The organism is Wenyingzhuangia gilva (genome assembly GCF_030519655.1).
Lineage (GTDB): Bacteria > Bacteroidota > Bacteroidia > Flavobacteriales > Flavobacteriaceae > Wenyingzhuangia > Wenyingzhuangia gilva.
In genome coordinates this window covers 232898-258007 of sequence record NZ_JAUMIT010000004.1, presented here as the reverse complement: position 1 = coordinate 258007, position 25110 = coordinate 232898, and the positions used below count along the sequence as shown (strand labels likewise).

17 protein-coding genes are annotated in these 25110 nt (G+C 31.7%); 9 read left to right on the top strand and 8 right to left on the bottom strand.

Going from position 1 to position 25110, the window contains the following annotated elements; all coding sequences use genetic code 11:
• Positions 1–11: 11 nt before the first annotated feature.
• The 4 genes from QVZ41_RS09910 to QVZ41_RS09895 all read right to left on the bottom strand — a co-directional run bounded on the left by QVZ41_RS09910 (position 12) and on the right by QVZ41_RS09895 (position 6643).
• The gene (locus tag QVZ41_RS09910; protein WP_302884416.1) at positions 12–3293 is read right to left on the bottom strand and encodes a SusC/RagA family TonB-linked outer membrane protein; all 3282 of its coding nucleotides are present in this window, start codon (positions 3291–3293) and stop codon (positions 12–14) included.
• Between the two features lie 93 nt (positions 3294–3386).
• Positions 3387–4508 (bottom strand): FecR family protein, encoded by a 1122-nt coding sequence (locus QVZ41_RS09905; protein WP_302884415.1) that lies wholly within the window; start codon positions 4506–4508, stop codon positions 3387–3389.
• A 112-nt stretch (positions 4509–4620) separates the two neighbouring features.
• Positions 4621–5223: an RNA polymerase sigma-70 factor gene (locus QVZ41_RS09900; RefSeq protein WP_302884414.1), complete on the bottom strand. Its 603-nt coding sequence runs from the start codon at positions 5221–5223 to the stop codon at positions 4621–4623.
• Positions 5224–5407: 184 nt separating this feature from the next.
• Entirely contained in the window at positions 5408–6643 is a 1236-nt protein-coding gene (locus QVZ41_RS09895) for an NAD(P)/FAD-dependent oxidoreductase (RefSeq protein WP_302884413.1), read from the bottom strand.
• Positions 6644–7008: 365 nt separating this feature from the next.
• Between QVZ41_RS09895 and gltB the strand changes: the two genes are divergently transcribed.
• The 4 genes from gltB to modA all read left to right on the top strand — a co-directional run bounded on the left by gltB (position 7009) and on the right by modA (position 14952).
• Positions 7009–11520, top strand: a complete 4512-nt coding sequence (gene gltB, locus QVZ41_RS09890; RefSeq protein ID WP_302884412.1) for a glutamate synthase large subunit — start codon at positions 7009–7011, stop codon at positions 11518–11520.
• A gap of 1 nt (position 11521) precedes the next feature.
• On the top strand, positions 11522–12988 hold the full coding sequence (locus tag QVZ41_RS09885) for a glutamate synthase subunit beta (protein WP_302884411.1): 1467 nt from the start codon (positions 11522–11524) through the stop codon (positions 12986–12988).
• Positions 12989–13164: 176 nt separating this feature from the next.
• Positions 13165–14160, top strand: a complete 996-nt coding sequence (locus QVZ41_RS09880) for an alpha/beta fold hydrolase (protein ID WP_302884410.1) — start codon at positions 13165–13167, stop codon at positions 14158–14160.
• A 12-nt stretch (positions 14161–14172) separates the two neighbouring features.
• Complete coding sequence (gene modA, locus QVZ41_RS09875; RefSeq protein WP_302884409.1) at positions 14173–14952, top strand: molybdate ABC transporter substrate-binding protein; 780 nt, start codon at positions 14173–14175, stop codon at positions 14950–14952.
• A 56-nt stretch (positions 14953–15008) separates the two neighbouring features.
• Here the strand turns inward: modA and QVZ41_RS09870 are convergent, their stop codons facing one another.
• Entirely contained in the window at positions 15009–17213 is a 2205-nt protein-coding gene (locus QVZ41_RS09870) for an ATP-dependent DNA helicase RecQ (protein ID WP_302884408.1), read from the bottom strand.
• A gap of 69 nt (positions 17214–17282) precedes the next feature.
• Here QVZ41_RS09870 and QVZ41_RS09865 point away from each other — a divergent pair, with 69 nt between their 5' ends.
• From QVZ41_RS09865 to lptB, 3 genes are read left to right on the top strand one after another with little or no spacing between them, the layout of a single operon-like run.
• Positions 17283–18245: a KpsF/GutQ family sugar-phosphate isomerase gene (locus QVZ41_RS09865; RefSeq protein ID WP_302884407.1), complete on the top strand. Its 963-nt coding sequence runs from the start codon at positions 17283–17285 to the stop codon at positions 18243–18245.
• A gap of 3 nt (positions 18246–18248) precedes the next feature.
• Positions 18249–19052, top strand: coding sequence for a twin-arginine translocase subunit TatC (gene tatC / locus QVZ41_RS09860; protein ID WP_302884406.1), 804 nt, complete (start codon positions 18249–18251; stop codon positions 19050–19052).
• Positions 19049–19798, top strand: a complete 750-nt coding sequence (lptB, locus tag QVZ41_RS09855) for an LPS export ABC transporter ATP-binding protein (protein WP_302884405.1) — start codon at positions 19049–19051, stop codon at positions 19796–19798. Before tatC ends, lptB begins: the two co-directional genes overlap by 4 nt.
• Before the next feature lie 67 nt (positions 19799–19865).
• Here lptB and QVZ41_RS09850 read toward each other — a convergent pair whose 3' ends face one another.
• Positions 19866–20597 (bottom strand): CDP-alcohol phosphatidyltransferase family protein, encoded by a 732-nt coding sequence (locus QVZ41_RS09850; RefSeq protein ID WP_302884404.1) that lies wholly within the window; start codon positions 20595–20597, stop codon positions 19866–19868.
• 147 nt (positions 20598–20744) lie between these two features.
• Between QVZ41_RS09850 and QVZ41_RS09845 the strand changes: the two genes are divergently transcribed.
• Positions 20745–21827: a putative type IX sorting system protein PorV2 gene (locus tag QVZ41_RS09845; protein ID WP_302884403.1), complete on the top strand. Its 1083-nt coding sequence runs from the start codon at positions 20745–20747 to the stop codon at positions 21825–21827.
• Positions 21827–22963 carry a lipoprotein N-acyltransferase Lnb domain-containing protein gene (locus QVZ41_RS09840; RefSeq protein WP_302884402.1) on the top strand — a complete coding sequence of 379 codons (1137 nt, stop codon included), beginning with the start codon at positions 21827–21829 and terminating at the stop codon, positions 22961–22963. Before QVZ41_RS09845 ends, QVZ41_RS09840 begins: the two co-directional genes overlap by 1 nt.
• Here the strand turns inward: QVZ41_RS09840 and QVZ41_RS09835 are convergent.
• Entirely contained in the window at positions 22943–24274 is a 1332-nt protein-coding gene (locus tag QVZ41_RS09835) for an exopolysaccharide biosynthesis polyprenyl glycosylphosphotransferase (RefSeq protein WP_302884489.1), read from the bottom strand. The two genes, QVZ41_RS09840 and QVZ41_RS09835, sit on opposite strands and share 21 nt — an antisense overlap.
• An 89-nt stretch (positions 24275–24363) precedes the next feature.
• A complete protein-coding gene (locus QVZ41_RS09830; protein ID WP_302884401.1) occupies positions 24364–25110 on the bottom strand; it encodes a glycosyltransferase family 2 protein in 747 nt (248 codons plus the stop codon).

The following is a 25110-nucleotide window of genomic DNA, read 5'->3' as shown; positions in this document are numbered from 1 at the left end:
ATTTCTCTTTTTTAAAATCCAGCACTTACTCCTACCGTAAAGGTTCTTGATTGCGGATACGTAAACATAAATTCTCTAATTCCATTTCTTCCTTCTTGGCTTTTTTCTAAATACCAGTAACCTACATTAGAGACGTTTACATAGGCTGATAATCTTTTTATAAAAGGAAGTGTATTTGTGTTAAAATTGTATTTAATATTGATGTTGTTGATTTTTATATAACTAGCATCGTATAAATATTTGATAAGATTAGACAATGGAGGATTGTTGCTAGTAACCACTGGTTGCTGAACAACATCGCCTTGTTGTCTCCAATAATCGTAAGCGTTTATCGATAAGTTTCTGTTAGATGTAATATTGTATTTAGATATTAATTCATCTTGCACCAACGCATCACCTCCAAACTGATAAGAACCTCTTACCGAAACATCTAATTTGTTAAAGAAAGTAAACGTATTGTTAAACCCTCCATAGGCTTTTGCCTGACTGTTTCCTATGGGTTCCCAGTCTGCTTCTGAAAGCAATCTATTGTAAGTAACTGCATCGTATACTTGTCCCTCTTTCTCTAATAAATCTCTTCCCGTAGCAGGATCTATACCTACCCATTTTATTCCCCAAATAGCCGTAGTACTGTATCCTACTTTTTGTGCCAACGCTCGTTCTGAAGTAGAATACTCGCTTCCCAAACCAGTTAATTTTGTCACCTTATTTTTTACTGTAGAAACATTAAAAGAGGTCATCCATTTAAAATCTTTTTGTCTGATCCATTTCATCAAAGCAGACAATTCCCAACCTCTATTGTACATGTCCGAAGCATTTAATTGCATGCTACTATAACCGAGTTCTGATGGAATATTTCTGCTAGTTATTAAGTCTGAAATAGCATCGTAATAATATTCTACCGAAAGATTTAATCGTTGGAAAATGTTGACATCGATTCCTGTATTAAACTTGGTGTTTTTTTCCCATCCTAGCGCAATGTTTGGAGCAGTAGAGGTGGTAGCTCCCTTGTTTCCATTATATCCGTTTTGAGAGCTATTGTACAACCCTTTAGATCTATACGATCCTATTCTAGAATTTCCCGTAGTTCCATAACTCACTTTTAGTTTTAACAAATCAAGCCAACGCACATGAGTTAAAAAATTCTCGTTAGACAACATCCAGCTAGCACCAGCTCCTCCGTTATAAGCCACACTAGTATCTGTTCCAAAAACAGAACTTTCATCTCTACGTAGGTTTGCTAAAAAAAAGTATCGTTTTTTAAAGTTGTAATTAAACTGAGAAAAAATAGAGACTCTAGAATTGTTGTTAATATCCGATCTGTATGATTGATTGTTGGTCGATTCATCAACAACGGTATCAGGATTATCATCTCTAATAGCATTTGCAACACTGTTTACTTGCTCATAATTCACAAATCCTAATCCACTCTGATAAGCTAAATTAGCCTCGTCTGCTGCCAACTCAACTCCCAATATACTGTTAAAATAATGTTGATTATTGATGTTTTTTTGATGACTTAATTGAGCATGCCAATTCCACTTATGATTGCTTCTTTCATTAATTACTCTCCTTCCCCAATTAGGATAAGTAACTCCATTTAAAGTAAAAGAACCACTACTTCTTCCACTTTCATTAGCTCCAGAAAAATATCGATCTTGTTCTTTATCAGATGCTGAAACACCAAACAAAGTTGAAACACTAAAATCATCTGACAACTGATAATTTAGATTTAAACTCCCTAGTAATGCATAGGTTTTGGTAACATTTTTATTTTGAGCGATTGCTGCTAAAGGATTGGCCATTCCCGTAACTCCTATTTCTGAGAATGCTCCATCTTCTGTATAAGGATTGATGGTAGGAACAAAAGCAAAACTATAATAAATATTAGGATTTGTTTTTTGCAAGTAACTTGGTTGTAATGATAAACTGGCTGAAAACTTTTTAACTTCGTATCCTAAATTAACACTGGCATTTAGCTGTTCTGTTTCGTTTCCTTTTTGAGCTTCGTCTATTTTAGAATACCCCACATTAACTCTATATGATATTTTTTGATTGGCTCCTGAAACTCCAAAATTTGTTCTATTAAAAAATCCTTGCTCATTTAACAATTTAAACCAATCGGTATCCACACCATTATACGTTGTTGGAGTATAATTGGTCGTAGTATTTTTTAAATACTCACTTCTAAGTTCATGGTATTGCTCTCCATTTAAATATTTAATTCTATTGATTGCCGAAGAAACTCCCAATTGAGTAGAAAAGTTAAATTTTGGCTTCCCTCTTTTTCCCTTTTTAGTGGTAATTAAAATAACTCCATTGGCACCATCGGCACCGTAAAGACTTGTGGCTGCAGCATCTTTTAATACAGTAAAACTCTCAATACTTTCTGAAGACAATTGGGTTAAAGGATTTAATAAATCTTCGGTAAAACGTCCACTCCCATCAAAAAACTCACTATCTACAGCCGCTTCTTCAGCCAAAATAACACCATCAATAATAATTAAAGGCTGTGTAGATGTTCCTAAAACTGCATTATTTAGAGGTGTTAAACTTCCTTGTCCTCTAACATGTATTTTTACCGGATTCCCTACCCCTGTGGTATTCTCTATCAACACCCCTGCAATCTGACCTTCAAGCATTTTATCTACACTTTCTAATGTTTGCTCTACTTGAATATCTTTACTTGTTAAAGTGGTTACACTCCCTACTAACTCTTCTTTTATCTTTTTAGTTCCATAAGAAGACGTTAACACAACCTCTTCTAAATAATCAGTTTCAGCTTCCAAAAACACCTCAAAAAAAGATTGATTACCTACTAATGTTTCTTGACTTTTCATTCCTAACATAGAAAACACCAGCACTTTATTTTTTATGTTAGCTCCTTTTAATAAATATTGAAACTCTCCTTTTTCGTTTGTAATAGCTCCTTGCCTGGTTCCTTTTACCAATACCATTACTCCCATTAAAGGCTCTTTAGTTTGGGCATTCAATACCTTTCCTTTGACCGTTCTTTGCTCTTGTGTAACAAATGTTAATGATTTTTCTGACTGTTTTGTTAATAATATCTGTTCTTTTCTGATAACATATTCTATATCAGAATTCATAAACAACATAGACAAGACTAAATCTAAATCGTTTGTTTCTATAATGATAGTAACTTTACTTTTAGAATCTATTTTGTTAGCATTAAATAAAAACCGATACGAAGTTTGTTTTTCGATGCTTTCTAAAACTTGATCTAACGGACTGTCTTTATAATCTAACGTCAACTTTTTTTCTTGCGAAAACATAGTAAGACTAGCTATAAAACATACTAAGACTATTGTTTTTTTTGCAATATTATATAGTTTAAAAAAAATCATAAAATTTGAGGTTAAAGAATATTAGGGCTGTGGCTCGGTAATTTCTATAATTGTTCCTGTAATGTTATATTGGAAAGGAGTATCTATTTTAAACAATTCAAACAACTCCTTAACATCACCATTCTTTACTTTAATAATACCCGAAAATACTTGATTTCCTAATACAGCATAGTGGTTGTTGATTTTTACATTAAAAGATCTTTCTATTTTTTTTACAATCTGTGGAAAAGGAGTCTCACTAAAAATTAACTCACCTCGCATCCATGAAGTATACTCCGAAACAGCAACTGTTGATTTTTGAACATCACTAGAACCTTTATTGACCAAGGCTTGTTCTCCTGAAGTCAAAGCTACTGATGTTTTTGATAGATTGGAAAAGAGTACTTTTCCTTCTAACAACTCACAATGAACAGTTTCATCATCATCATAAGCACTCAAGTTAAATTGAGTACCTAATACTTGCACCAAAGCATCTTGTGTTTTTACAATAAAAGGATGTGCTTCATCTTTGGTCACATTAAAAAATGCTTCTCCTTTTAAATAAACTTCTCTAGCACCTTCTACATCAAAATATTCAGGATATCTTAAAGAACTTCCTGCATTTAAAAACACTGTAGTTCCATCGGACAATACTACTTTGAATGTTTTTCCATGAGGTACTTTTAATGTGTGTACAGGAATATGATTCTTTAACCTCTTATTTTGATTTTGATACGATAGTTCTTGCTGATTTTGTTTTGCCAACAACACTCCTACTTTATTTATTAACCACCCTTTATGAGTTTCTGTAAGCTCTTTTGTTTCTCCTCCCTCTATTTCTAACTCCACATAACCCTGCTGTTCAATATCTTTTGGGGTCTTAAAATACCAAGTCATAGAAATAACCACACTTACCACTATAACAGCAGCGTATTTATAGAAATTACTTGTTTTTCTTTCCGTTGTGTTTTGAATTTGTTCTTGAACTACTTTAAAAGCATTTTGAGAATTTGCAGAAGCTTTTGCAGTTAATAAGGTAGATTTTTTTAATAACAAAAACTGTTGTTTGTTTTCAACCGATAATTCAATCCATTTAAAAACTTCTGCTACTTCTTTTTCTGTAGCATTATTTTGTAAATATTTATACAATAATTTAATATTCATTTTTTCAACACTCATTGGCTTATCATTAAACTCACTAAAACAACTGTTATTAGCTCCTTATATATTAGTACCCCTATGTGTTAAAAAACCCTATTTAAAATTAGTCTTTTTATTAACTATTAAACAAAAAAGCTAATAAAAAAATAGGTAAATAAGACGACAAACTAAGTCTTAAAGACTTTAAAGCTTTGGTAATATGTGCCTCAACAGTTTTTACACTTACTCCCAACTCTTCTGCTATTTGCTTATTCATTTTTTCTTGAAAGCGCTTTTTTTCAAAAATTATTTTTGTTTGCCTTGGCAAGTTATCAATAGCTTGCTGAATCAAATCTTTTAATTCAACCAAATCAAAAGCATCAAACTCCATGGACTTTAATACTTCATGATTTAATTGCTGTTCTTTTGCATTTAAAGAATCGTCAACATAGCGTTTTTTTACTTTTTGATGTCTTAGACAATTTAAACATTTAGATTTTGCATAAGTATATAGGAATGACTCAATACCTATACATTTTTCTATTCTACCTCTATTCATCCAAAGATTCACAAAAGCCTCTTGAGCAATATGCTCAGCTTCTTTCTCATCATTTAAAATATTGATTGAAAAACCAAGTACGTGATTATAATATTTACGAAAGAAATACTCAAAAGCTTTTTCACTTCCAGCTACAAAGTTCTCAAAATGGAAAATATCGTTTGGAGTATTTTTTTTCATTTTTTACTTAAATATTTTAGAGACTACAAAGTTATCAATATCTTATTATTTAGAATCAATTTACATAAATATATTTTTTTTTAACAAAGTTTTATAAATAATGTTACAACTATCCCCACTAAAAATCATTTTCTGCTATGATTTTTAGCAGAAAAAAAAGACTATCTTTTGAGATAGCCTTTTTTTATCTAAATTTAACTTTGGGGTTTTTATTAAACTTATAAATTAACTTTAATTTATACACCTCAAAAACACGCGTAATCATTTTATTGAATTTAAAATTAAACAACATTTCTATGATACTGTCGATATTGGTTGTTTTATGAATATACCCTATCCTTCTTTCTATTTTATCATCAGTGTATTTGGCATACATTCTTCTACAAGAAGCCTCACTCAGTTGCCATTTTAGCAAATGTTTGTTTCTCCATTTTTTCCTATATGTACTAAAACTCTCCCTTCCCGACTTTAGGTAATGATCAATATAATTAGAAGCCAATCTTGCATTTTGCATAGCATATCTAATCCCCTCTCCTCCTAATGGATTTACCGTAGAAACTGCATCACCAACAGCCACTACCTTGTCTTTATAAAAGGTATCTTTTATACTAGGACTATATTTTAAGGTACCTCCGTGAATATCTATTAAATTATATTCATCTGCTTTTAAATAATCTTTAATAACTTTTTCTGTCATTTTTTTTACAGAACCTTTAAACTCATCTTCTTTATCAACCTGAATATAGATTTTTCCAGCTCCCACTTTTAAGATTCTATTTTCCATCGGAAAAATCCAGGAATATCCTTTATAAGCCCATTCATCACCTAAGAAAAAAAACAAAGAGTCTTTGTATTTATCATATATCTTTTGCTCTACTTCAATCAAATACTCAACTCCTCCTCCACAGATTAATTTAGGCTGATCCTCTAAAGAATTATACATAACTCTTCTACCTGGTCCTGTTGCATCTACCAAAAGTTTTGCTTTGTATTGAACTACTTCATTTGATACAGCATTTTTAAAACTTGCGATAACACCATCTGAAATAAGTTCCTTTTTTAAATAAGTATGTCCCATTAAAACATCACCTCCATACTTAATAGTTTCATCAGCTAAAAACTGTCGTAGTCTTCCAAAATCTAAAACAACACCTTTGCTCTTATTCCCTTTCCAAGAATATAAATTTTTTGAACATTGAACCTCTAAATTTTTCCAATAAGCACCTACAACACTTTCAGGAATATCAAATTCCGTTAAAGGATCTAATGTCATTCCAGCGCTTGAAAAATTATTCTCTTTAAAGCTTTTGTGTCTCTCAGTTAAAAGTACTTTATAACCTTTGGCTGACAACTCTCTTGCAGATTGCCCACCTGCTGGCCCACCTCCTATTACGATTACATCGTATTCTTTAATAATCATAAAAACTTAAGTCTTAATATAAAGTAATTATAGTGATTATTCTTGATTTGTTGCAGTGCAAATTAAATTATTAACATAAAAATATTTTACATTTTCCACATTTAACAATACATATTGAATCTAAATAAGCTAAACTGCTTTATAGCAGGTTTTTAAAATAAAAGCATTTAACATATTCATTATGAGATATTTTGAACTCAAAAAAATATAAGGTCTATTTTTATCATATTATCAGTATTTATACCTAAAAAAACTACTATTCGTAATAAAACTGCAATAATCAAATAACAAAGCTATGTAACTACTTGTATAGTTTGTTATTCATTAATATTTGCGTAATTTTGTCATCTATATTTATTTAAAATATGATACAGAAACAAGGACTATACTTACCAGAATTTGAACATGAAAACTGTGGGGCAGGTTTTATTTGTAACCTTAAGGGTGAAAAGACCAACCAAATCATTCATGATGCATTAGAAATTTTAGTGAAACTAGAACACCGTGGAGGTGTTAGTGCTGACGGGAAAACCGGAGATGGTGCTGGATTGTTAATTGACATCCCTCATGACTACTTTAAAAGAGTTTGTGATTTTGAGCTTCCAGAACAACGTAAATACGCTGTAGGAATGGTATTCTTACCAAAGAACACCAATCAACACAAATTTTGTAAAGAAGCTTTTGAAAAAGAAATTGCCAAGCAAGGATTGACAGTTTTAGGATGGAGAGAAGTCCCTGTAGATTCTTCACAATTAGGAGAAATTGCATTAGCATCTGAACCAAATATTGAACAAGTATTTGTTGCTCAAGGTGACTTAGATGAAAATATTTTTAGAGCTAAATTATATGCAGCCCGTAAAATTACGGAGCATACAATACGTAACTCTAAAATGTCTGAAGCTAGTTATTTCTACTTACCTTCTTTATCAAATACGACTCTTATCTACAAAGGTATTATTATGCCTGAGGATATTGGTCCTTATTATACAGATTTACAACAACCAGACTTAGTAACTAGATTGGCATTGGTACACCAACGTTTCTCTACCAATACTATGCCTGCTTGGGAATTGGCACAACCATTTAGATTCTTATGTCAAAATGGGGAAATAAATACATTAAGAGGAAACGTATCAAGAATGCGTGTTCGTGAGGAAATCATGAAATCTGATGTTTTTGATGCTAACACAATGGAAAAATTATTCCCAATTATTTTACCAGGTAAATCGGATTCTGCTTCTATGGATATGTCTGTTGAGTTATTAACTTTAACAGGTCGTTCATTACCAGAAGTAATGATGATGACAATTCCTGAAGCTTGGGAAAAACACGCTACCATGTCTGAAGACAGAAAAGCATTTTACGAATACAATTCTTGTATTATGGAGCCTTGGGATGGTCCTGCCTCAGTTCCTTTTACTGATGGAGATTATGTTGGAGCTTTATTAGACCGTAACGGTTTAAGACCTTCTCGTTATACTGTAACTAAAAGTGGTAAATTAATCATGTCATCAGAAGTTGGTGTGGTTGATATTGCTCCCGAAGATGTAGTAAGCCATGGTCGTTTAGAGCCTGGGAAAATGTTTTTGGTTGATATGAACGAAGGTAGAATCATTGATGATGAGGAAATCAAAAACAAAATATGTTCTGAAAGACCTTACAAAGAATGGTTAAACAAAAATAGTTTAAGATTAAAAGACGTTCCTAATGATAACAAAGCTTGTCCTTTAGAAACATTAGACTTAAAAACTCGTCAACGTTTATACAATTATACTATTGAAGATATTCAAGAAGTAATTGTACCAATGGCACAAGATGGTAAAGAAGCATTAGGTTCTATGGGTATTGATACTCCTATTGCTGTTTTATCAGATAGACCTCAATTATTACCTAACTATTTTAAACAGTTATTTGCCCAGGTTACCAACCCACCTTTAGATGGTATCCGTGAAGAAGTAGTAACAGACATTAGTTTGGCTTTAGGAAATGACAAAAACATTTTTGATATTACTCCAGAGCAATGTCACAAATTAAGAATTCAAAACCCTGTCATCTCTAACAATGATTTAGAAAAAATTAGAAATATTAACATCGATGGTTTCAAAGCTGAAACTATTGAAATGTTATATACTAAGGTTAAGGGGATGAATGGTTTAGAAGATGGTTTAGAAGAAATCATCACTAAAATCACCAAAGCAGTTGACAATGGTGTGAACATCATTATTTTATCTGATAGAGGTGCATGCAAAGAAAAAGCTCCTATTCCTGCTTTATTAGCATGTTCATATGTTCATCATCAAATGAACCGTTTACGTAAGCGTTCTTATTTTGATATCGTTATCGAATCAGCAGAACCTCGTGAACCACACCATTTTGCTACATTATTTGGATATGGTGCCTCTGCAATTAACCCTTATATGGTAAATGAAATTATCCGTTTACAAGTTCAAGAAGGATTTATTGAGTTAGATGAGCAAAAAGCTGTAGATAACTTTAACAAAGCAATTGGTAAAGGTATTTTAAAGATTATGAACAAAATTGGAATCTCTACATTACATTCTTATAGAGGTTCTCAAATTTTTGAAATTGTTGGATTTAATTCAGAGTTCGTTAACAAATACTTCCCTTACACTGCTTCAAGAATTGAAGGTATTGGTTTATACGAAATTGAAAAAGAAATCAACGAAAGATATAAATATGCATATCCAGATACTTACATCGACAAACGTTTAGGATTAAACATTGGTGGTGATTATAGATGGAGACGTAACGGAGAAAGACACATTTTTAATCCTACTACTGTTGCTAAATTACAACAAGCAGTACGTTTAAATGATCAAGCTTCTTACGATGTATATAAAAATGCAATCAACGAACAGGCTAAAAACTTATTAACTATTCGTGGATTGTTCGAGTTTACCAACTACGATCCAATTCCTTTAGAAGAGGTTGAACCTTGGACAGAAATTGTAAAACGTTTTAAAACGGGTGCAATGTCTTACGGATCTATTTCTCGTGAAGCGCATGAAAACTTAGCCATCGCCATGAACCGTTTAGGTGCAAAATCTAACTCTGGTGAAGGTGGTGAAGACAGAAGACGTTTCCAACCAGATGCGAATGGAGATAATAAAAACTCTGCTATTAAGCAGGTAGCTTCAGGACGTTTTGGGGTAACATCTCACTATTTAAGCTCTGCAAAAGAAATACAAATTAAGATGGCTCAGGGTGCTAAGCCAGGAGAAGGTGGACAATTACCAGGTACAAAAGTATTACCTTGGATTGCTTCTGCTCGTAACTCAACTCCTTTCGTAGGATTGATTTCTCCCCCTCCACATCACGATATTTATTCAATTGAGGATTTAGCTCAATTAATTTACGACTTAAAGAATGCTAACCGTGAGGCTAGAATTAACGTAAAATTAGTATCAGAAGTTGGGGTTGGAACCATTGCTGCCGGAGTTGCAAAAGCAAAAGCAGATGTTGTATTAATTTCAGGATATGATGGTGGTACAGGAGCTTCTCCTTTAACTTCACTAAAGCACGCTGGTTTGCCTTGGGAACTTGGTTTGGCAGAAGCACAACAAACATTGGTATTAAATAACTTACGTTCTCGTATTGTTGTTGAATGTGATGGTCAATTAAAAACTGGACGTGATGTTGCAATTGCTGCTTTATTAGGAGCAGAAGAATTTGGATTTGCAACTGCACCGTTAGTAGCTTCGGGTTGTATTATGATGCGTAAGTGTCACTTAAATACTTGTCCTGTAGGTATTGCTACCCAAGATAAAGAATTACGTAAAAACTTTAAGGGAACTCCTGAACACGTAATTAACTTCTTCTTCTATGTAGCAAATGAATTAAGAGAAATCATGGCTCAGTTAGGATTCCGTACCATGGATGAAATGATTGGTCAAACTCAAAAAATTAATTCCAATAATGCAATTGAGCATTATAAGGCTAAAGGATTAGATTTATCTGCAATCTTACATCAACCAGCAGGTTATAGTAATTTACCTGTTAAAAATTCAGAAAAACAAGATCATAATCTAGAGAATGTTATTGACTTTACTATTTTAAAAGATGCACATGCTGCAATCTTTAGAAAAGAAGTTACTAACTTAACTTATCCTATCCATAACACAGATCGTTCGGTTGGTGCTATAGTGTCTAATGAAATTTCTAAAATTTATGGTCATTTAGGTTTACCTGAAGATACTTTAAATTTACACTTTACTGGTTCTGCTGGACAAAGTTTAGGAGTTTTTGGAGCACATGGTATTACTTATACTGTTGAAGGTAACACAAATGACTACTTAGGAAAAGGTTTATCTGGAGGTAAGATTATTGTAAAAAAACCTGCTAAGGCTGATTTTGTAGCTGAAGACAATATTATTGTTGGTAACGTTTGTTTGTTTGGAGCAGTTCAAGGGCAAGCATTTATTAACGGTATTGCTGGTGAACGTTTTGCTGTTCGTAACTCTGGTGTAACTGCTGTTGTAGAAGGTGTAGGTGACCATGGATGTGAATACATGACTGGTGGTAGAATAGTTGTCTTAGGTAAAACTGGACGTAACTTTGCTGCTGGTATGAGTGGTGGTTATGCTTTTGTTTTAGATGAAAAAGGTAAATTTACCAACGGATTGTGCAACGAAGAAACAATTGACTTTGATCCTATTACTACTGAAGATGCAGCTGAATTAAAAGGATTAATTGAAAAACACGTTGCTTACACTGAAAGTAATAGAGGTAAAGAAATTTTAGCTGATTGGGAAAACTATATCTCTAAGTTTGTAAAAGTAATGCCTAAAGAATATAAGGTAGCTTTAGAACGTATTGCAAATGAAGAACCAATGTTTGAAGAATTAACAGTATCATAATATGGGAAAAGTAACTGGATTTAAAGAATTCGAAAGAAAAGACGAATCGTACATTGCTGTAGAGGAGCGTGTACATAATTATAATGAATTTACAGTCCCATTAAGTGAGGCTGAAATTACTGAGCAAGGTTCACGTTGTATGGATTGTGGAATTCCTTTCTGTCATAGTGGTTGTCCATTAGGAAACTTAATTCCTGATTTTAACCACATGGTACACCAAGGAGAATGGCAAAAAGCTTCTTTAATTTTACATTCTACAAACAATTTCCCTGAGTTTACAGGTCGTTTATGTCCTGCACCATGTGAAAAAGCTTGTGTATTAGGTATTATTGAAGATCCTATTTCTATCGAAAATATAGAAAAAAACATAGTTGAACGTGCCTTTAAAGAAGGATGGATCAAACCACAACCTCCTAAAAAAAGAACTGGTAAAACTGTAGCTGTTGTAGGTTCTGGACCTGCTGGTTTGGCTGCTGCTCAACAATTAAACAGAGCCGGTCACACCGTAACTGTTTTTGAAAGAGATGATGAAGTTGGAGGATTGTTACGTTATGGTATTCCTAACTTTAAAATGGAGAAAGGAATTATTGACAGACGTGTTAAAATTTTAGAAGCAGAGGGAATCACTTTTAAAGTAAATGCAAATGTTGGAGTAAACGTTTCTATAGAAGAATTAAAAGCTTTTGATGCCATTACTTTATGTGGTGGTGCAACTCAAAGACGTTCTTTACCAACTCCTGGTATTGATGCAGATGGTGTGGTACAAGCAATGGATTTCTTAACACAACAAACAAAAGTTGTTTTAGGAAAAGAAGTAAAAGATCAAGTATTAGCAACTGGTAAAGATGTTATCGTTATTGGTGGTGGAGATACAGGTTCTGACTGTGTAGGTACTTCTAACCGTCAAGGAGCTAAATCTGTGGCTAACTTTGAAATTATGCCTAAGCCTCCTGGACACAGATCACCATCTACTCCATGGCCTTATTGGCCTTTACAGTTAAAAACGTCTACTTCTCATAAAGAAGGATGTGATAGAAACTGGCTGATCAACACAAAAGAATTTATCAAAGATAAAAACGGAAAATTAACAGCTTTAAAAACTGTTAATGTTGAATGGAAAATGGTTCCAGGACAAAGACCTCAATTAATTGAAATTGAAGGTTCTGAGAAAATTTGGCCATGTGACTTAGCTTTATTGGCCTTAGGATTTACTGGTCCTGAAGCAACTATTGCTGAACAATTAGGAATTGAGACTGATGCTCGTTCTAATTACAAAGCTGAATACGGAAACTACCAAACAAACATTCCAAATGTATTTGCTGCCGGAGATATGCGTAGAGGACAATCATTAATTGTTTGGGCAATTTCTGAAGGTCGTGAAGCAGCTCGTCAAGTAGATATTTTCTTAATGGGGAAATCTGATTTACCATCTAAAGATATCGCTGGAGATTTAGTTGGAGTTCAATAAATATTGAAACTTTATAGAATAAAAAAGGCTTTTACCATGGTAAAAGCCTTTTTACTTTTAACACTACTTTTTTCTTCATCTTTATCATTTAAATTAATATTAAGAAGGTCATTATAGCACGAAATTTGCACTTTATCACCTCGTACTATTTTAAATTCATGATAAAAATATATTAAATGAAATTCAAATTATTTTTTACGCTACTACTTAGCTTTTACCTTTCTTATTCGCAGAATGATAAACTCCAGTGGTTAGATTTAATGTTGACCAATTATGAATATCCATATGAGGTAAATTACATCACATTAACCACACAAAAACAAAATTTAACAATGGCTTACATGAATGTAAAGCCTGATAATTTTAATGGAAAAACCATTGTATTATTTCATGGGAAAAACTTTAATGGAGCATATTGGAAAACAACTATTAAATCATTAACATCAAAAGGATATCAAGTAATAGCACCTGACCAAATTGGATTTGGAAAATCATCAAAACCAGATCATTTTCAATATTCCTTTCAAGAATTGGCTAAGGATTCAAAAACATTATTAGATTCCTTAGGAATAAAAAAAACGGCTATACTAGGACATTCTATGGGTGGTATGTTAGCTACAAGATTTGCATTGATGTATCCAGAAATGACTGAAAAATTAATTCTAGAAAACCCAATCGGTCTTGAAGATTGGAAATTGGTAGTGCCTTATCAAACTATAGATTGGTGGTATCAATCAGAATTAAAAAAAACTTATAATGGCATTAAAAACTATCAATTAAATAGCTATTATGATGGGAAATGGAAACCTGAATATGATGAATGGGTAAATTTATTATCAGGATGGACTTTAAATTCTGATTATAAAAAAATTGCATGGAATGCAGCCTTAACTTATGATATGATTTTTAATCAGCCTGTGGTATATGAGTTTAAAAACATCAAATGTCCTACTTTATTAATTATCGGGACTAGAGATAGGACTGCTTTGGGAAAACCATTAGTATCTGAAGAAGTAATAAAAACCATGGGACTATATGAACACTTAGGGAAATTAACCCAACAAAGAATTCCGAATGCAAAATTGGTAGAAATTAAAAATATTGGCCATTTACCGCACATAGAAAGCTTTGAGAAGTTCATCAATCCTTTAGCAAATTTTCTAGCGGAATAATTAAAGTTATACATGCAATATAAATTTATAATATATCTCTTGAGTATTTTTGGCTTTCTGTTAGTTTCAGGATGTGATACCAAAAAAGAAAAAGATGCTAATCCTTATAATAAAATAACTATTGCTACTGCAGCCAATATGCAATTTGCGATGAAAAAAATTGCAAGTGTTTTTGAAAAAGATAGCGGTGTTAAGTGCAACATGGTAATTAGCTCTTCTGGCAAATTAACCGCACAAATTAAAAAAGGAGCTCCTTATGATATTTTTGTAGCAGCCAATATGAAATATCCAGAAGAAATATACAAATCTGGACTTTCTTATAAAGCTCCAAAAGTTTATGCTTATGGTAAATTGGTTTTATGGACAATGAATAAGCAAACTAAGCCATCTTTAAAACTCTTAGCAAATTCTAAAATAAAACACATAGCATTGGCTAACCCAGCTACTGCTCCTTATGGTTTTGCTGCAATTGAAGTTTTAAAAAAACATCAACTTTACAATAAAGTAAAAGATAAATTGGTTTTTGGAGAGAGCATTTCTCAAACCAATCAATTCATTACTTTACAATCTGCCGAAGTTGGTTTTACAGCTATGTCTGTTGTGATGTCTCCAACCATGAAAGATAAAGGAACTTGGGTAGAAGTTGATAAAAAAAATTATACTCCTATTGAACAAGGAATTGTGATAATAAAACACAAAGGCCTAACAAATCCATCTGCTTTAAAATTTTATGATTTTTTGTTTTCTGAGAAAGCACAAAGCATTTTAAAAGATTATGGTTATGATATTTAAAAATAAAGCCATTTAGAAATGCTTCTAAATGGCTTTATAATATAGTATAGATATAGTTAATTTGCTACATCACTAATAAACTTGATACGCATTAATCTTAATTCTTCATCATCATAATCTCCATCAAATTCATCTAAAGCACTTTTTATGTCATCACTTTCTGCTTCCATAAAGTAATCATGAATTTCTTCTTGTTGATCTTCGTCTAAAATATCTTCTATATAATAATCGATATTCAATTTGGTTCCAGAATATACTATAGATTCTATTTCTTTAATCAATTCAGACATTTCCAAACCTTTGGCACGAGCAATATCTTCTAAAGGTAATTTACGATCTGTATTTTGAATGATATATAGTTTTAATCCAGATTTTTCTCCTGTGGTTTTAACAACCAAATCATCTGGTTTTTCTATGTTATTCTCCTCAACATATTTAGCAATTAAAGCAATAAACTCTTGACCGAATTTTCTTGCCTTTCCATCTCCTACTCCATGTATGTTAGATAATTCTTCAATAGTTGTTGGATACTTTAAAGTCATATCTTCTAAAGATGGATCTTGAAAAATAGCATAAGGAGGAATTCCTTTTTTCTTTCCAACATCCTTTCTCAAAGATTTTAACAAGCCCATTAATTGATCATCAGTAGTCATGGCCGCTTTGTTCTTTGCATTGGCTATAATGATAGATTTATCATCTTCATCTAAATAAACATGATCTTCTGTCATCATAAAAGATGTAGGATTTTTAATAAAATCTAACCCTTGCTTGGTTATTTTTACCACTCCATATTGCTCTATTTCTTTACGCAAGTAACCTGCAACTAAGGTTTGACGAATTAATGCTGTCCAAAATTCGTTGGTTTTATCTTTCCCAATTCCAAAAAAATCTCGTTCGTTGGTTTTATGAGAAATCAGCATGGCATTGGCTTTCCCCATTAAGGTTGCAACCAAATCTTTAGACTTATATTTTTCCTTAGAACCTTTAACAACTTTAAGTAATTTTACTACAGAGTCTGCAGCTTCAGTTCTCTTTTTAGGATTTTTAGTATTGTCATCCATCTTGGCTCCTAATCCGTTTACCGGATCAAATTCCTCTCCAAAATAGTGCAATAAATATTGTCTTCTACTTATTGAAGTTTCGGCATAACCAACCACTTCTTGTAACAATGCATGACCTAGTTCTTGTTCTGAAACTGGTTTATTAGCCATAAATTTCTCAAGCTTTTCTATGTCTTTATAAGCATAAAAAGCCAAACAATACCCTTCACCATCATCACGACCAGCTCTACCAGTTTCTTGATAATAACTTTCTAAACTTTTAGGAATATCATGGTGGATGACAAAACGTACATCTGGCTTGTCAATTCCCATTCCAAAAGCAATGGTTGCCACAATTACATCAACATCTTCCATTAAGAACATATCTTGATGTTTTGATCTTGACTTAGCATCTAAACCTGCATGATATGGCAAAGCCGAAATTCCATTTACTTGTAAAGTTTGAGCCAATTCTTCAACCTTTTTTCTACTCAAACAATAAATAACTCCAGATTTCCCGGGTCTTTGTTTGATAAAACGAATGATGTTAGTTACAACATCTTTGGTTTTGGGCTTTACTTCATAGAACAAATTAGGACGATTAAATGATGCCTTAAAAGTATTGGCATTGTTCATTCCTAATGTTTTAATAATATCTTCTTGAACTTTGGGAGTTGCAGTGGCTGTTAACCCAATAATAGGTACATTTCCAATACGTTCAATAATTCTTCTTAAATTTCTGTATTCAGGTCTAAAGTCATGTCCCCATTCAGAAATACAATGTGCTTCGTCAATGGCAAAGAACGAAATGTTTTGATCTTTTAAAAAATCAACATATTCATCTTTGGTTAAAGACTCTGGTGCCACATATAAAAGTTTTGTGATTCCATTTTCTATGTCCGACTTAACTCTGTTAATTTCTGTTTTGTTTAGAGATGAATTTAGCACATGTGCTACTCCATGATGTTCAGAAATCCCTCTAATGGCATCTACCTGATTTTTCATCAATGCTATTAAAGGAGAAACTACAATTGCAGTCCCCTCTTTCATTAACGCAGGAAGTTGATAACAAAGTGATTTACCTCCACCTGTTGGCATAATCACAAAAGTGTCATTTCCTTCTGCAATACTCCTTACGACCCCTTCTTGTAAACCCTTAAATTTGTTGAAGCCAAAATACTTTTTTAGCGGGCCGTACAAATCAATTTTATCTTGATTCATAATAATTGTATGCTAATTTTAAATACATTTGCAATTAAAGATATAACTTTTTAAGTAAAAATTACAGCCTTGAATAACAATATACTTTCAATTGCCAAAAAAACTATTGACCTTGAAAGCAATGCTATTGCTAATTTAACCAAATTAATTGATTCAAATTTTGAAAATGCAATAAAATGTATTCTTAACACTAAAGGTAGAGTAATCATTACCGGAATTGGAAAGAGTGCGGCCATTGCAACTAAAATTGTAGCCACTTTAAACTCTACAGGAACACCTTCTATTTTTATGCATGCTGCAGATGCCATTCATGGAGATTTAGGAATTATTCAAGAAGATGATGTAGTGATTTGTATTTCTAAAAGCGGAAATACACCCGAAATAAAAGTGCTTATTCCTTTAATCAAAAGAAACAACAATCCTATTATTGCCATTACAGGAAATATAGATTCTTTTTTAGGAACCCAGGCAACATATACTTTAAATACCTATGTAGAAAAAGAAGCTTGTCCTAACAATTTAGCTCCAACCACGAGTACAACGGCACAATTAGTGATGGGTGATGCCATAGCAGTTACTTTATTAGAATTAAATGAATTTACTAGTAAAGATTTTGCTAAATATCATCCAGGAGGAGCTTTGGGAAAACGTTTATATTTACGAGTAAACGATTTGGTTGAGAAAAACGAAATCCCGCAAGTAAATACAAACACAAACATTAAGGAAACTTTATTAGAAATTTCCAACAAACGCTTAGGAGCTACTGCTGTATTAGATAACAATAAATTAGTGGGTTTTATTACTGATGGAGATATTAGACGTATGCTAAATAAAAATGATGATTTTTTAAGCTTAACTGCAAAAGATATCATGTCAGTAAATCCAAAGGTTATAAATATTGATGCCATGGCTATAGAGGCAATGCAAACTATGGAAAACAACAATATTTCTCAGTTAGTAGCTATTGATGACAATGGTGATTACAAAGGAATTATTCATATTCACGATTTAATTAAAGAAGGTATTTTTTAAAGTATGGGAACGGAAAAAGAAATGTCTTTTTTAGATCATCTTGAAGAGTTAAGATGGCATTTAGTAAGATCAACCATCTGTATTATGGTGGTTGCTATTATCTTGTTTATTTACCAAAAAACGGTTTACGATGATTTTTTATTGGCACACCTAAGTCCTGATTTTATTACTTATAGATGGTTTTGTGATGTTTTTAGAAATCTAGGCATGGAAAGTGATTTTTGTAACATTACCTTTAATGCCAAACTACAAAGTTTATCTCCTACCAACCAGTTGATGAACGCCATGTGGTCTAGCTTTATTTTAGGGCTTATTATTTCTTTTCCATATATTATTTGGGAAATGATGAAATTCATCACTCCAGGGTTAACAGATAAAGAACAAAAAAAGAGTAAAGGGTTTATATTTGTTGCAACCCTTTTATTAATTCTAGGATTGCTTTTTAGCTATTATGTCATTGTACCAATGTCTGTGTATTTCTTTTACAATTATCAAATTACAGAAACCATTGTAAACAACTTTCAATTTGATAGTTACATCACATTAGTAACCAATACTCTTTTAGGAGTTTCAGTTGTTTTTGAACTTCCCTTGGTTGTTTATTTTTTAACCAAATTTGGATTGATTACACCAGCATTCCTAAAAAAATACAGAAAACACGCTTTGGTTCTTGTATTAGTCGTTTCAGCAATTATTACACCACCAGATGTTACAAGTCAAATTATAGTAGCCATTCCAATTTTAGTATTATACGAAGTTAGTATTGTAGTATCTAGATTTCTTGTTAAAAAACAAAAAGAAGTATGATTTTAAGAGCCGATAATATTCAGAAAATCTACGGAAGTAGAAAAGTGGTAAAAGGAATTTCTTTACAAGTAGAACAAGGAGAAATTATTGGTTTACTGGGCCCTAACGGAGCTGGAAAAACCACTTCTTTTTATATGATTGTGGGAATGGTTAAACCTAATGAAGGTCACATATATCTAGATGATAAAGAAATCACCAATTATGCAATGTACAAACGTGCACAGCATGGTATTGGATACTTAGCTCAAGAAGCTTCAATTTTTAGAAAATTAACCGTTGAAGAAAATATTTTATCAGTATTACAATTTACTGATAGAACCAAAGAACAACAAAAACAAAAACTAGAAGAATTAATAGAAGAGTTTAGTTTAGGACACGTACGAAAAAACAGAGGAGATTTACTTTCTGGAGGGGAAAGACGTAGAACTGAAATTGCTCGTTGTTTGGCTTCTGATCCTAAATTTATTTTGTTAGATGAACCTTTTGCCGGAGTGGATCCTATTGCGGTAGAAGATATTCAATCTATTGTTGCTACTTTAAAAGATAAAAACATTGGTATTTTAATTACCGATCATGATGTACAAGCTACCTTGGCTATTACTGATAAAACCTATTTGATGTATCAAGGAGGAATTTTAAAAAGTGGTACGCCACAAGAACTTGCAGATGACGAAATGGTAAGGCGTGTTTACTTAGGAGAAAGCTTTATTTTAAAGGAGAATAAGTTTAAGAAAAAAGTTGAGTAGTGAGTAGTGAGTAGTGAGTAGTGAGTAGTGAGTAAAACTAGAAAATCAACTCAACAATTAAACATTTTTATTTATTTCTACTATTACTTATCATAGATAAGACTAAATAGGTTAGTATAATCATTGGTAAAGCAGCTAACTTTAAAATAGCTATCAATACTACTGATAGAATTAAAAAAATGTATTTTAATTTGTTCTCTGCAAATCCAAAAGACTTAAATTTTAACGCAAACAACTCTATTTTAGCATTTAACATATAACAGCTTAAAATAGTGATCAGGATTAATAAATACTCATTTTCTAGTATATAACTTACATATTCATACTCTTCATATATTTGCATCAAAGGCAATGATAAAATAAACAAAGTATTTGCTGGTGTTGGTAATCCTACAAAGTTCTCTTTTTGATTGACGTCAATATTAAAGTTTGCCAATCGGTAACAAGAGGCCATCGTAATGGTAAAACCTAGAATAGCTAAATATGGAAAATTTTCAAAACCATCTGTAAAACCTAAAGGTTCTTGACTACTTGCTTTTAACAACATTTGTGTCATTACTATCCCAGGAACTACTCCACTAGTAACCATATCCGCTAAAGAATCTAACTGAGTTCCCAATTCGCTCTGAACCTGTAACAATCTAGCAACAAAACCATCAAAAAAATCAAAAAAAATTCCTAGCATTACAAAAAGTACGGCAAACTGAATTTGATTGTTCACAGCATATACAACTGCTATACAACCAGAAAATAAATTAAGTAAGGTTAACAGGTTAGGCAAAAACTTTATCAATTTCATAAAAACAGGTTTTCAATAGTATATACAAATCTAATCATAGTTTTGTTTATATGAATATAATTAAGTTAATTTAAATTTCATATCTAAACTAAAATTGAAACAATATATTTGTAATAAATTAAGCTAACTAAACAAACGAATTTTCTTTTGAAGAAATACATATTATTAATTATAATACTCGCTAGCTCCATTGCTTCCCAAGGACAATTGGTTCGTAGTTACTCAAATGAGTTTTTAAATATTGGTGTTGGAGCAAGGGCTATGGCTATGGGAAAATCCGTATCTTCTTTTATGACTGGAGTAGAAGCTGGTTATTGGAACCCTGCGGGAATTATTACTGCTCAAGACATTGAATTTTCAGGAATGCATAATTCATTATTCTCAGGGATCGGATCTTATGATTATTTTGCGGCTGCAATTCCTATAGAAAGAGATGAACTAGCCTTTGGTGTTTCTGTGATTCGTTTAGGAGTAGATAACATTTTAAATACCACAAACTTAATAGACAATAACGGAAATATTAACTACAACAATATTAGCACCTTTTCTAGTGCTGATATGGCTGCTATTTTCAGTCTAGCCAAATACTTTCCAAAACTACATTTAAACGTTGGTGTAAACGGAAAAATTATTAGAAGAAATATTGGCGATTTTGCCTTAGGAAACGGATTTGGATTTGATATTGGTGCTCAATATCAATACAAAAATGTAAAGGTTGGGTTGGTTCTTCGTGACGTTACCACTACTTTTACTGCTTGGACGGTGAAAGATGCTATTTTTGATGATATTGCCAATGCACAAACCAATCAAAATGGTCAAAATCAAGAAAAGCCTGAAAAGTATGAAGTAACGCTTCCTAAGTTCCAATTAGGATTTTCAATATTTAAAAAGTTAAATCAAAAATACTCTCTATTAACCGCAGTAGACATGATTGGAAGATTTACACAAACCAATGATATTGTTTCTACCAAATACGTTAGTTTCACTCCTAGCTTAGGGTTTGAATTAGGCTATAAAGGATTTTCTTTTTTTAGAGCGGGTGTTGGAAATATCCAGAAAGAAATCAATTTTGACAACACAACTTCTACTACTTTTGAACCTAATATTGGAATAGGATTTAAGTACAAAAGAATTTATGTAGACTATGCTTTAACTAATGTAGGAGCAAGTTCTGGTGTAAACTATTCTAATGTTTTTTCTCTTAAAATAGAATTAAACGAATTAAGATAATGAAGTTTTTTTACCCTATACTCCTATTATTTTCAATCTCTTTTTTTGGTCAAGAAAAACTTGAATTATCAAAACAAGCAGAAGTTAGTATTTTAACTTGTGCTCCTGGTCATAACGAATTATACTCTTCTTTTGGGCATAGTGCCATTAGAGTAAAAGACGTTATAAACAATATAGATAGGGTTTACAATTACGGTACTTTTGATTTTAACAAACCCAATTTTTATCTAAATTTTTGTAGAGGATTGTTACTATATCAAGTAAGTAGCTATGATTTTAAGTATTTTCCGTATGAGTATTATCAAGAAAATAGATGGATTAAAGCACAGACTTTAAATTTTACCCAAAAAGAAAATCAAAGAATATTTGACTATTTAGAGTGGAATGTTTTACCCGAAAACAAAGATTATCAATATGATTTTTTCTATGATAATTGCGCTACTAAAATGCATGAAGTAATAGAAAAAAGCGTTGGAAAAATTGATTTTGACTATAATGAATTCCCAAAAGATTTAACGCATAGAAATTTAATCCATCAATATTTAGCCAAAAATTCTTGGTCAAAATTTGGAATTGATTTGGCTTTGGGAGCCGTAATTGATAAAAAAGCTACTTTAAAACAATATATGTTCTTACCTGATTATATCCATTTAGGATTGGCGAACAGTAGTATTCATGGAAAAAAAATAGTAGCTAAAGAAAACTATATTTTACCAGATTATGCGTTAATAATGTCAAAAACAAACTTTTTACTAAGCCCTTTGTTTTTGTCTTTGATTCTGATATCTATCACTTATTATTTAAGACTATCAAACAAAAACACTCGTGTTTGGTTTAGTACCATAGCCATCACTTACGGAATATTAGGAATTGTTATTTTTAGTTTATGGTTTTTAACAGCACACAGTACTACTAAAATGAATATGAATATTTTATGGGCAAATCCTATTTTACTAGCCTATCCTTTTGTTAAAGAACCATTACGTAAAATAATCTGTTATATAGGATTACTAGTTTTAGGAATCTTTTTATTTGTAGCTATTACAGGATTTCAACAATTTGATTTTAGTTTTTATATACTAGCCAGCTGCTTAATTCCTTTGTACCTAAAGCCTTTACTGACCTTTAAAGTATAAAACAGTGTGTATTGTTTTTATCATAATTTTAAAATCCAGAAACAAGCTTCTTTTTTTTATATAATACAAATCATACCTTAATTTTTTCTCTTGTTCTTCTAGTGTAGAAGCGTAAGGATACATTACTTGAGCCCAGCCTGTTAATCCTGGTTTTATTACATGTCTAATACCGTATAAAGGTATTTGTTTACCCAACTCATCAACAAACTCAGGTCGTTCCGGTCTTGGTCCAATCATACTCATTTCTCCTTTTAAAATATTCCAAAATTGAGGAATTTCATCAATTCTCATTTTTCTTAAAAACTTACCAAAAGGGGTAATTCTTGTATCATTCTTAATGGCCCATTGGGCTCCATTTTTTTCTGCAGAGGCCACCATAGATCTAAATTTAATGATCTTAAAAGATTTTCCCTTTGCTCCAACTCTTTCTTGTTTATAAAACAAGCTCCCCCTACTCCATATTAAGTTTCCTATAAATACAAAAGGAATTAAAAAAAGCATAAATAAAATTCCAATAACTCCCGCAAGAATATCCATACACCTCATAAAAAACAGATATAATCTATTCTCGTGGTTTTCACTAAAATTAAAATACTTGTAAAAATATTTGGTTAAGTTTTTTTCTGGTACACAAAAAGTAATTCTTTCAATATAGTCCTCATAACTTAAAATATTGATCCCTTGTTCAAAATAATACGCAAGCTTTTGATTTAATAAGTCTGTATTTTCTTTTGTAAACCCGTTTAAAGAAACCACTAATTCTTTAATATTATTATTTAAAATTACCTCATCTAAATTAGCCTTAGACACATCCATAAATTTCCCCGATTTATCTACCTCTTTCTCACTCAAATAACCATACATAGCATGATCCCTAGAGTGATGATCTACATGGTAAATTAAATCTTTTAAAGTATCTTCTTGTCCACATATCAACAAAATATATTTGTAAAACTTTTTGTTGGCAACTGTAAAAATGTAAATATTCCTCCATACAAATACAGAAATAAAAATACTCAAAAAGAAAATTAAGATGTCAATTCTATTAGAAGGCAAAACAGGGGTTAAAATAGGCGTATATAAATAAGCCAAAACACAAACAACTGTTGTGACAAATAAATTTCTAGTGGTTTTAAATCGGCTGGCAGAAGCGACTAAATTATACATTTCAAAAACTTGAGCAATCACTAAAAAATAAATCATTAGAACGAATCTATTTTTTGAAATTGTAGTTTCTAATATATTGATGTATTTAAAGTTTAGGTATAAGTTACAGAGTGCTAATCCTATAAAGATAAAGAGTAAATCCATAATTCTTAATAGAACAATCCTTTCCGAAAAATATAGTTTAGTTTTTGGAATCATTAATAGTTTAGTTTAGTTAATTCAAATATAAAGAATTAACCATTCTTAAGTTTTATGCAAATGTTACATAATACATAATAAATTGCCTTAATGATACTTTTTTGTTCAATTTCTCTATAAAGTTTCCAATTCCACTTAATCATTTCTGTTTTTTTGGCTGAAACTGAAAAATTACGAAGTCTATAAGTTGCCAAAACCTCTTGTAATCCATAAGCAAAATCAATTTGTTTTAAAATATTTAACCACAAGCCATAATCTTGTCTTTTTCTGATGAGTGGCATGTATATTTTCCCTAATTTTTCTTGATTGTACATAGCGGTTAAACATCCTATTTTATTAGAGGATAACATATGTTTATAACTCAATTTTTCATGAGCATTGATAATATCATTTAACAAAACGCCCTCTTCACTCATTCTTTGATAAGAGGTAAAAGTCAAAACATAATCATTGGTTTGCATAAAATTGATTTGCTTTTCTAATTTTTGAGGCAACCACATATCATCACTGTCTAAAAAAGCAATAAAAGTTCCCTTGGCTTGTTCAATAGAATGGTTTCTAGCCACAGCAGCTCCTGCATTACTTATTTTAAACAATTTAATTCTTGGATCTTTAGCAGCAAATTTTTCAATTATTTTGATTGAAGAATCTGTAGATCCATCATCTGTAATCAGCATTTCCCAGTTTTCATAACTCTGATTCTGAACGCTTTTAATCGTATCAGCAATAAAATTTTCAGAATTATAACAAGGTGTAATGATAGAAACTAAAGGTTGTGCCAT

Bases quoted from the DNA above. Each gene is read 5' to 3' on its own strand.
- QVZ41_RS09910 (WP_302884416.1), bottom strand. From the start codon at position 3,293: ATGTTTTCGCAAGAAAAAAAGTTGACGTTAGATTATAAAGACAGTCCG.
- QVZ41_RS09905 (WP_302884415.1), bottom strand. From the start codon at position 4,508: ATGAATATTAAATTATTGTATAAATATTTACAAAATAATGCTACAGAA.
- gltB (WP_302884412.1), top strand. From the start codon at position 7,009: ATGATACAGAAACAAGGACTATACTTACCAGAATTTGAACATGAAAAC.
- QVZ41_RS09850 (WP_302884404.1), bottom strand. From the start codon at position 20,597: ATGAAATTGATAAAGTTTTTGCCTAACCTGTTAACCTTACTTAATTTA.
- QVZ41_RS09885 (WP_302884411.1), top strand. From the start codon at position 11,522: ATGGGAAAAGTAACTGGATTTAAAGAATTCGAAAGAAAAGACGAATCG.
- QVZ41_RS09880 (WP_302884410.1), top strand. From the start codon at position 13,165: ATGAAATTCAAATTATTTTTTACGCTACTACTTAGCTTTTACCTTTCT.
- QVZ41_RS09900 (WP_302884414.1), bottom strand. From the start codon at position 5,223: ATGAAAAAAAATACTCCAAACGATATTTTCCATTTTGAGAACTTTGTA.
- QVZ41_RS09870 (WP_302884408.1), bottom strand. From the start codon at position 17,213: ATGAATCAAGATAAAATTGATTTGTACGGCCCGCTAAAAAAGTATTTT.
- QVZ41_RS09840 (WP_302884402.1), top strand. From the start codon at position 21,827: ATGAAGTTTTTTTACCCTATACTCCTATTATTTTCAATCTCTTTTTTT.
- modA (WP_302884409.1), top strand. From the start codon at position 14,173: ATGCAATATAAATTTATAATATATCTCTTGAGTATTTTTGGCTTTCTG.
- QVZ41_RS09895 (WP_302884413.1), bottom strand. From the start codon at position 6,643: ATGATTATTAAAGAATACGATGTAATCGTAATAGGAGGTGGGCCAGCA.
- lptB (WP_302884405.1), top strand. From the start codon at position 19,049: ATGATTTTAAGAGCCGATAATATTCAGAAAATCTACGGAAGTAGAAAA.
- tatC (WP_302884406.1), top strand. From the start codon at position 18,249: ATGGGAACGGAAAAAGAAATGTCTTTTTTAGATCATCTTGAAGAGTTA.
- QVZ41_RS09830 (WP_302884401.1), bottom strand. From the start codon at position 25,110: ATGGCACAACCTTTAGTTTCTATCATTACACCTTGTTATAATTCTGAA.
- QVZ41_RS09835 (WP_302884489.1), bottom strand. From the start codon at position 24,274: ATGGATTTACTCTTTATCTTTATAGGATTAGCACTCTGTAACTTATAC.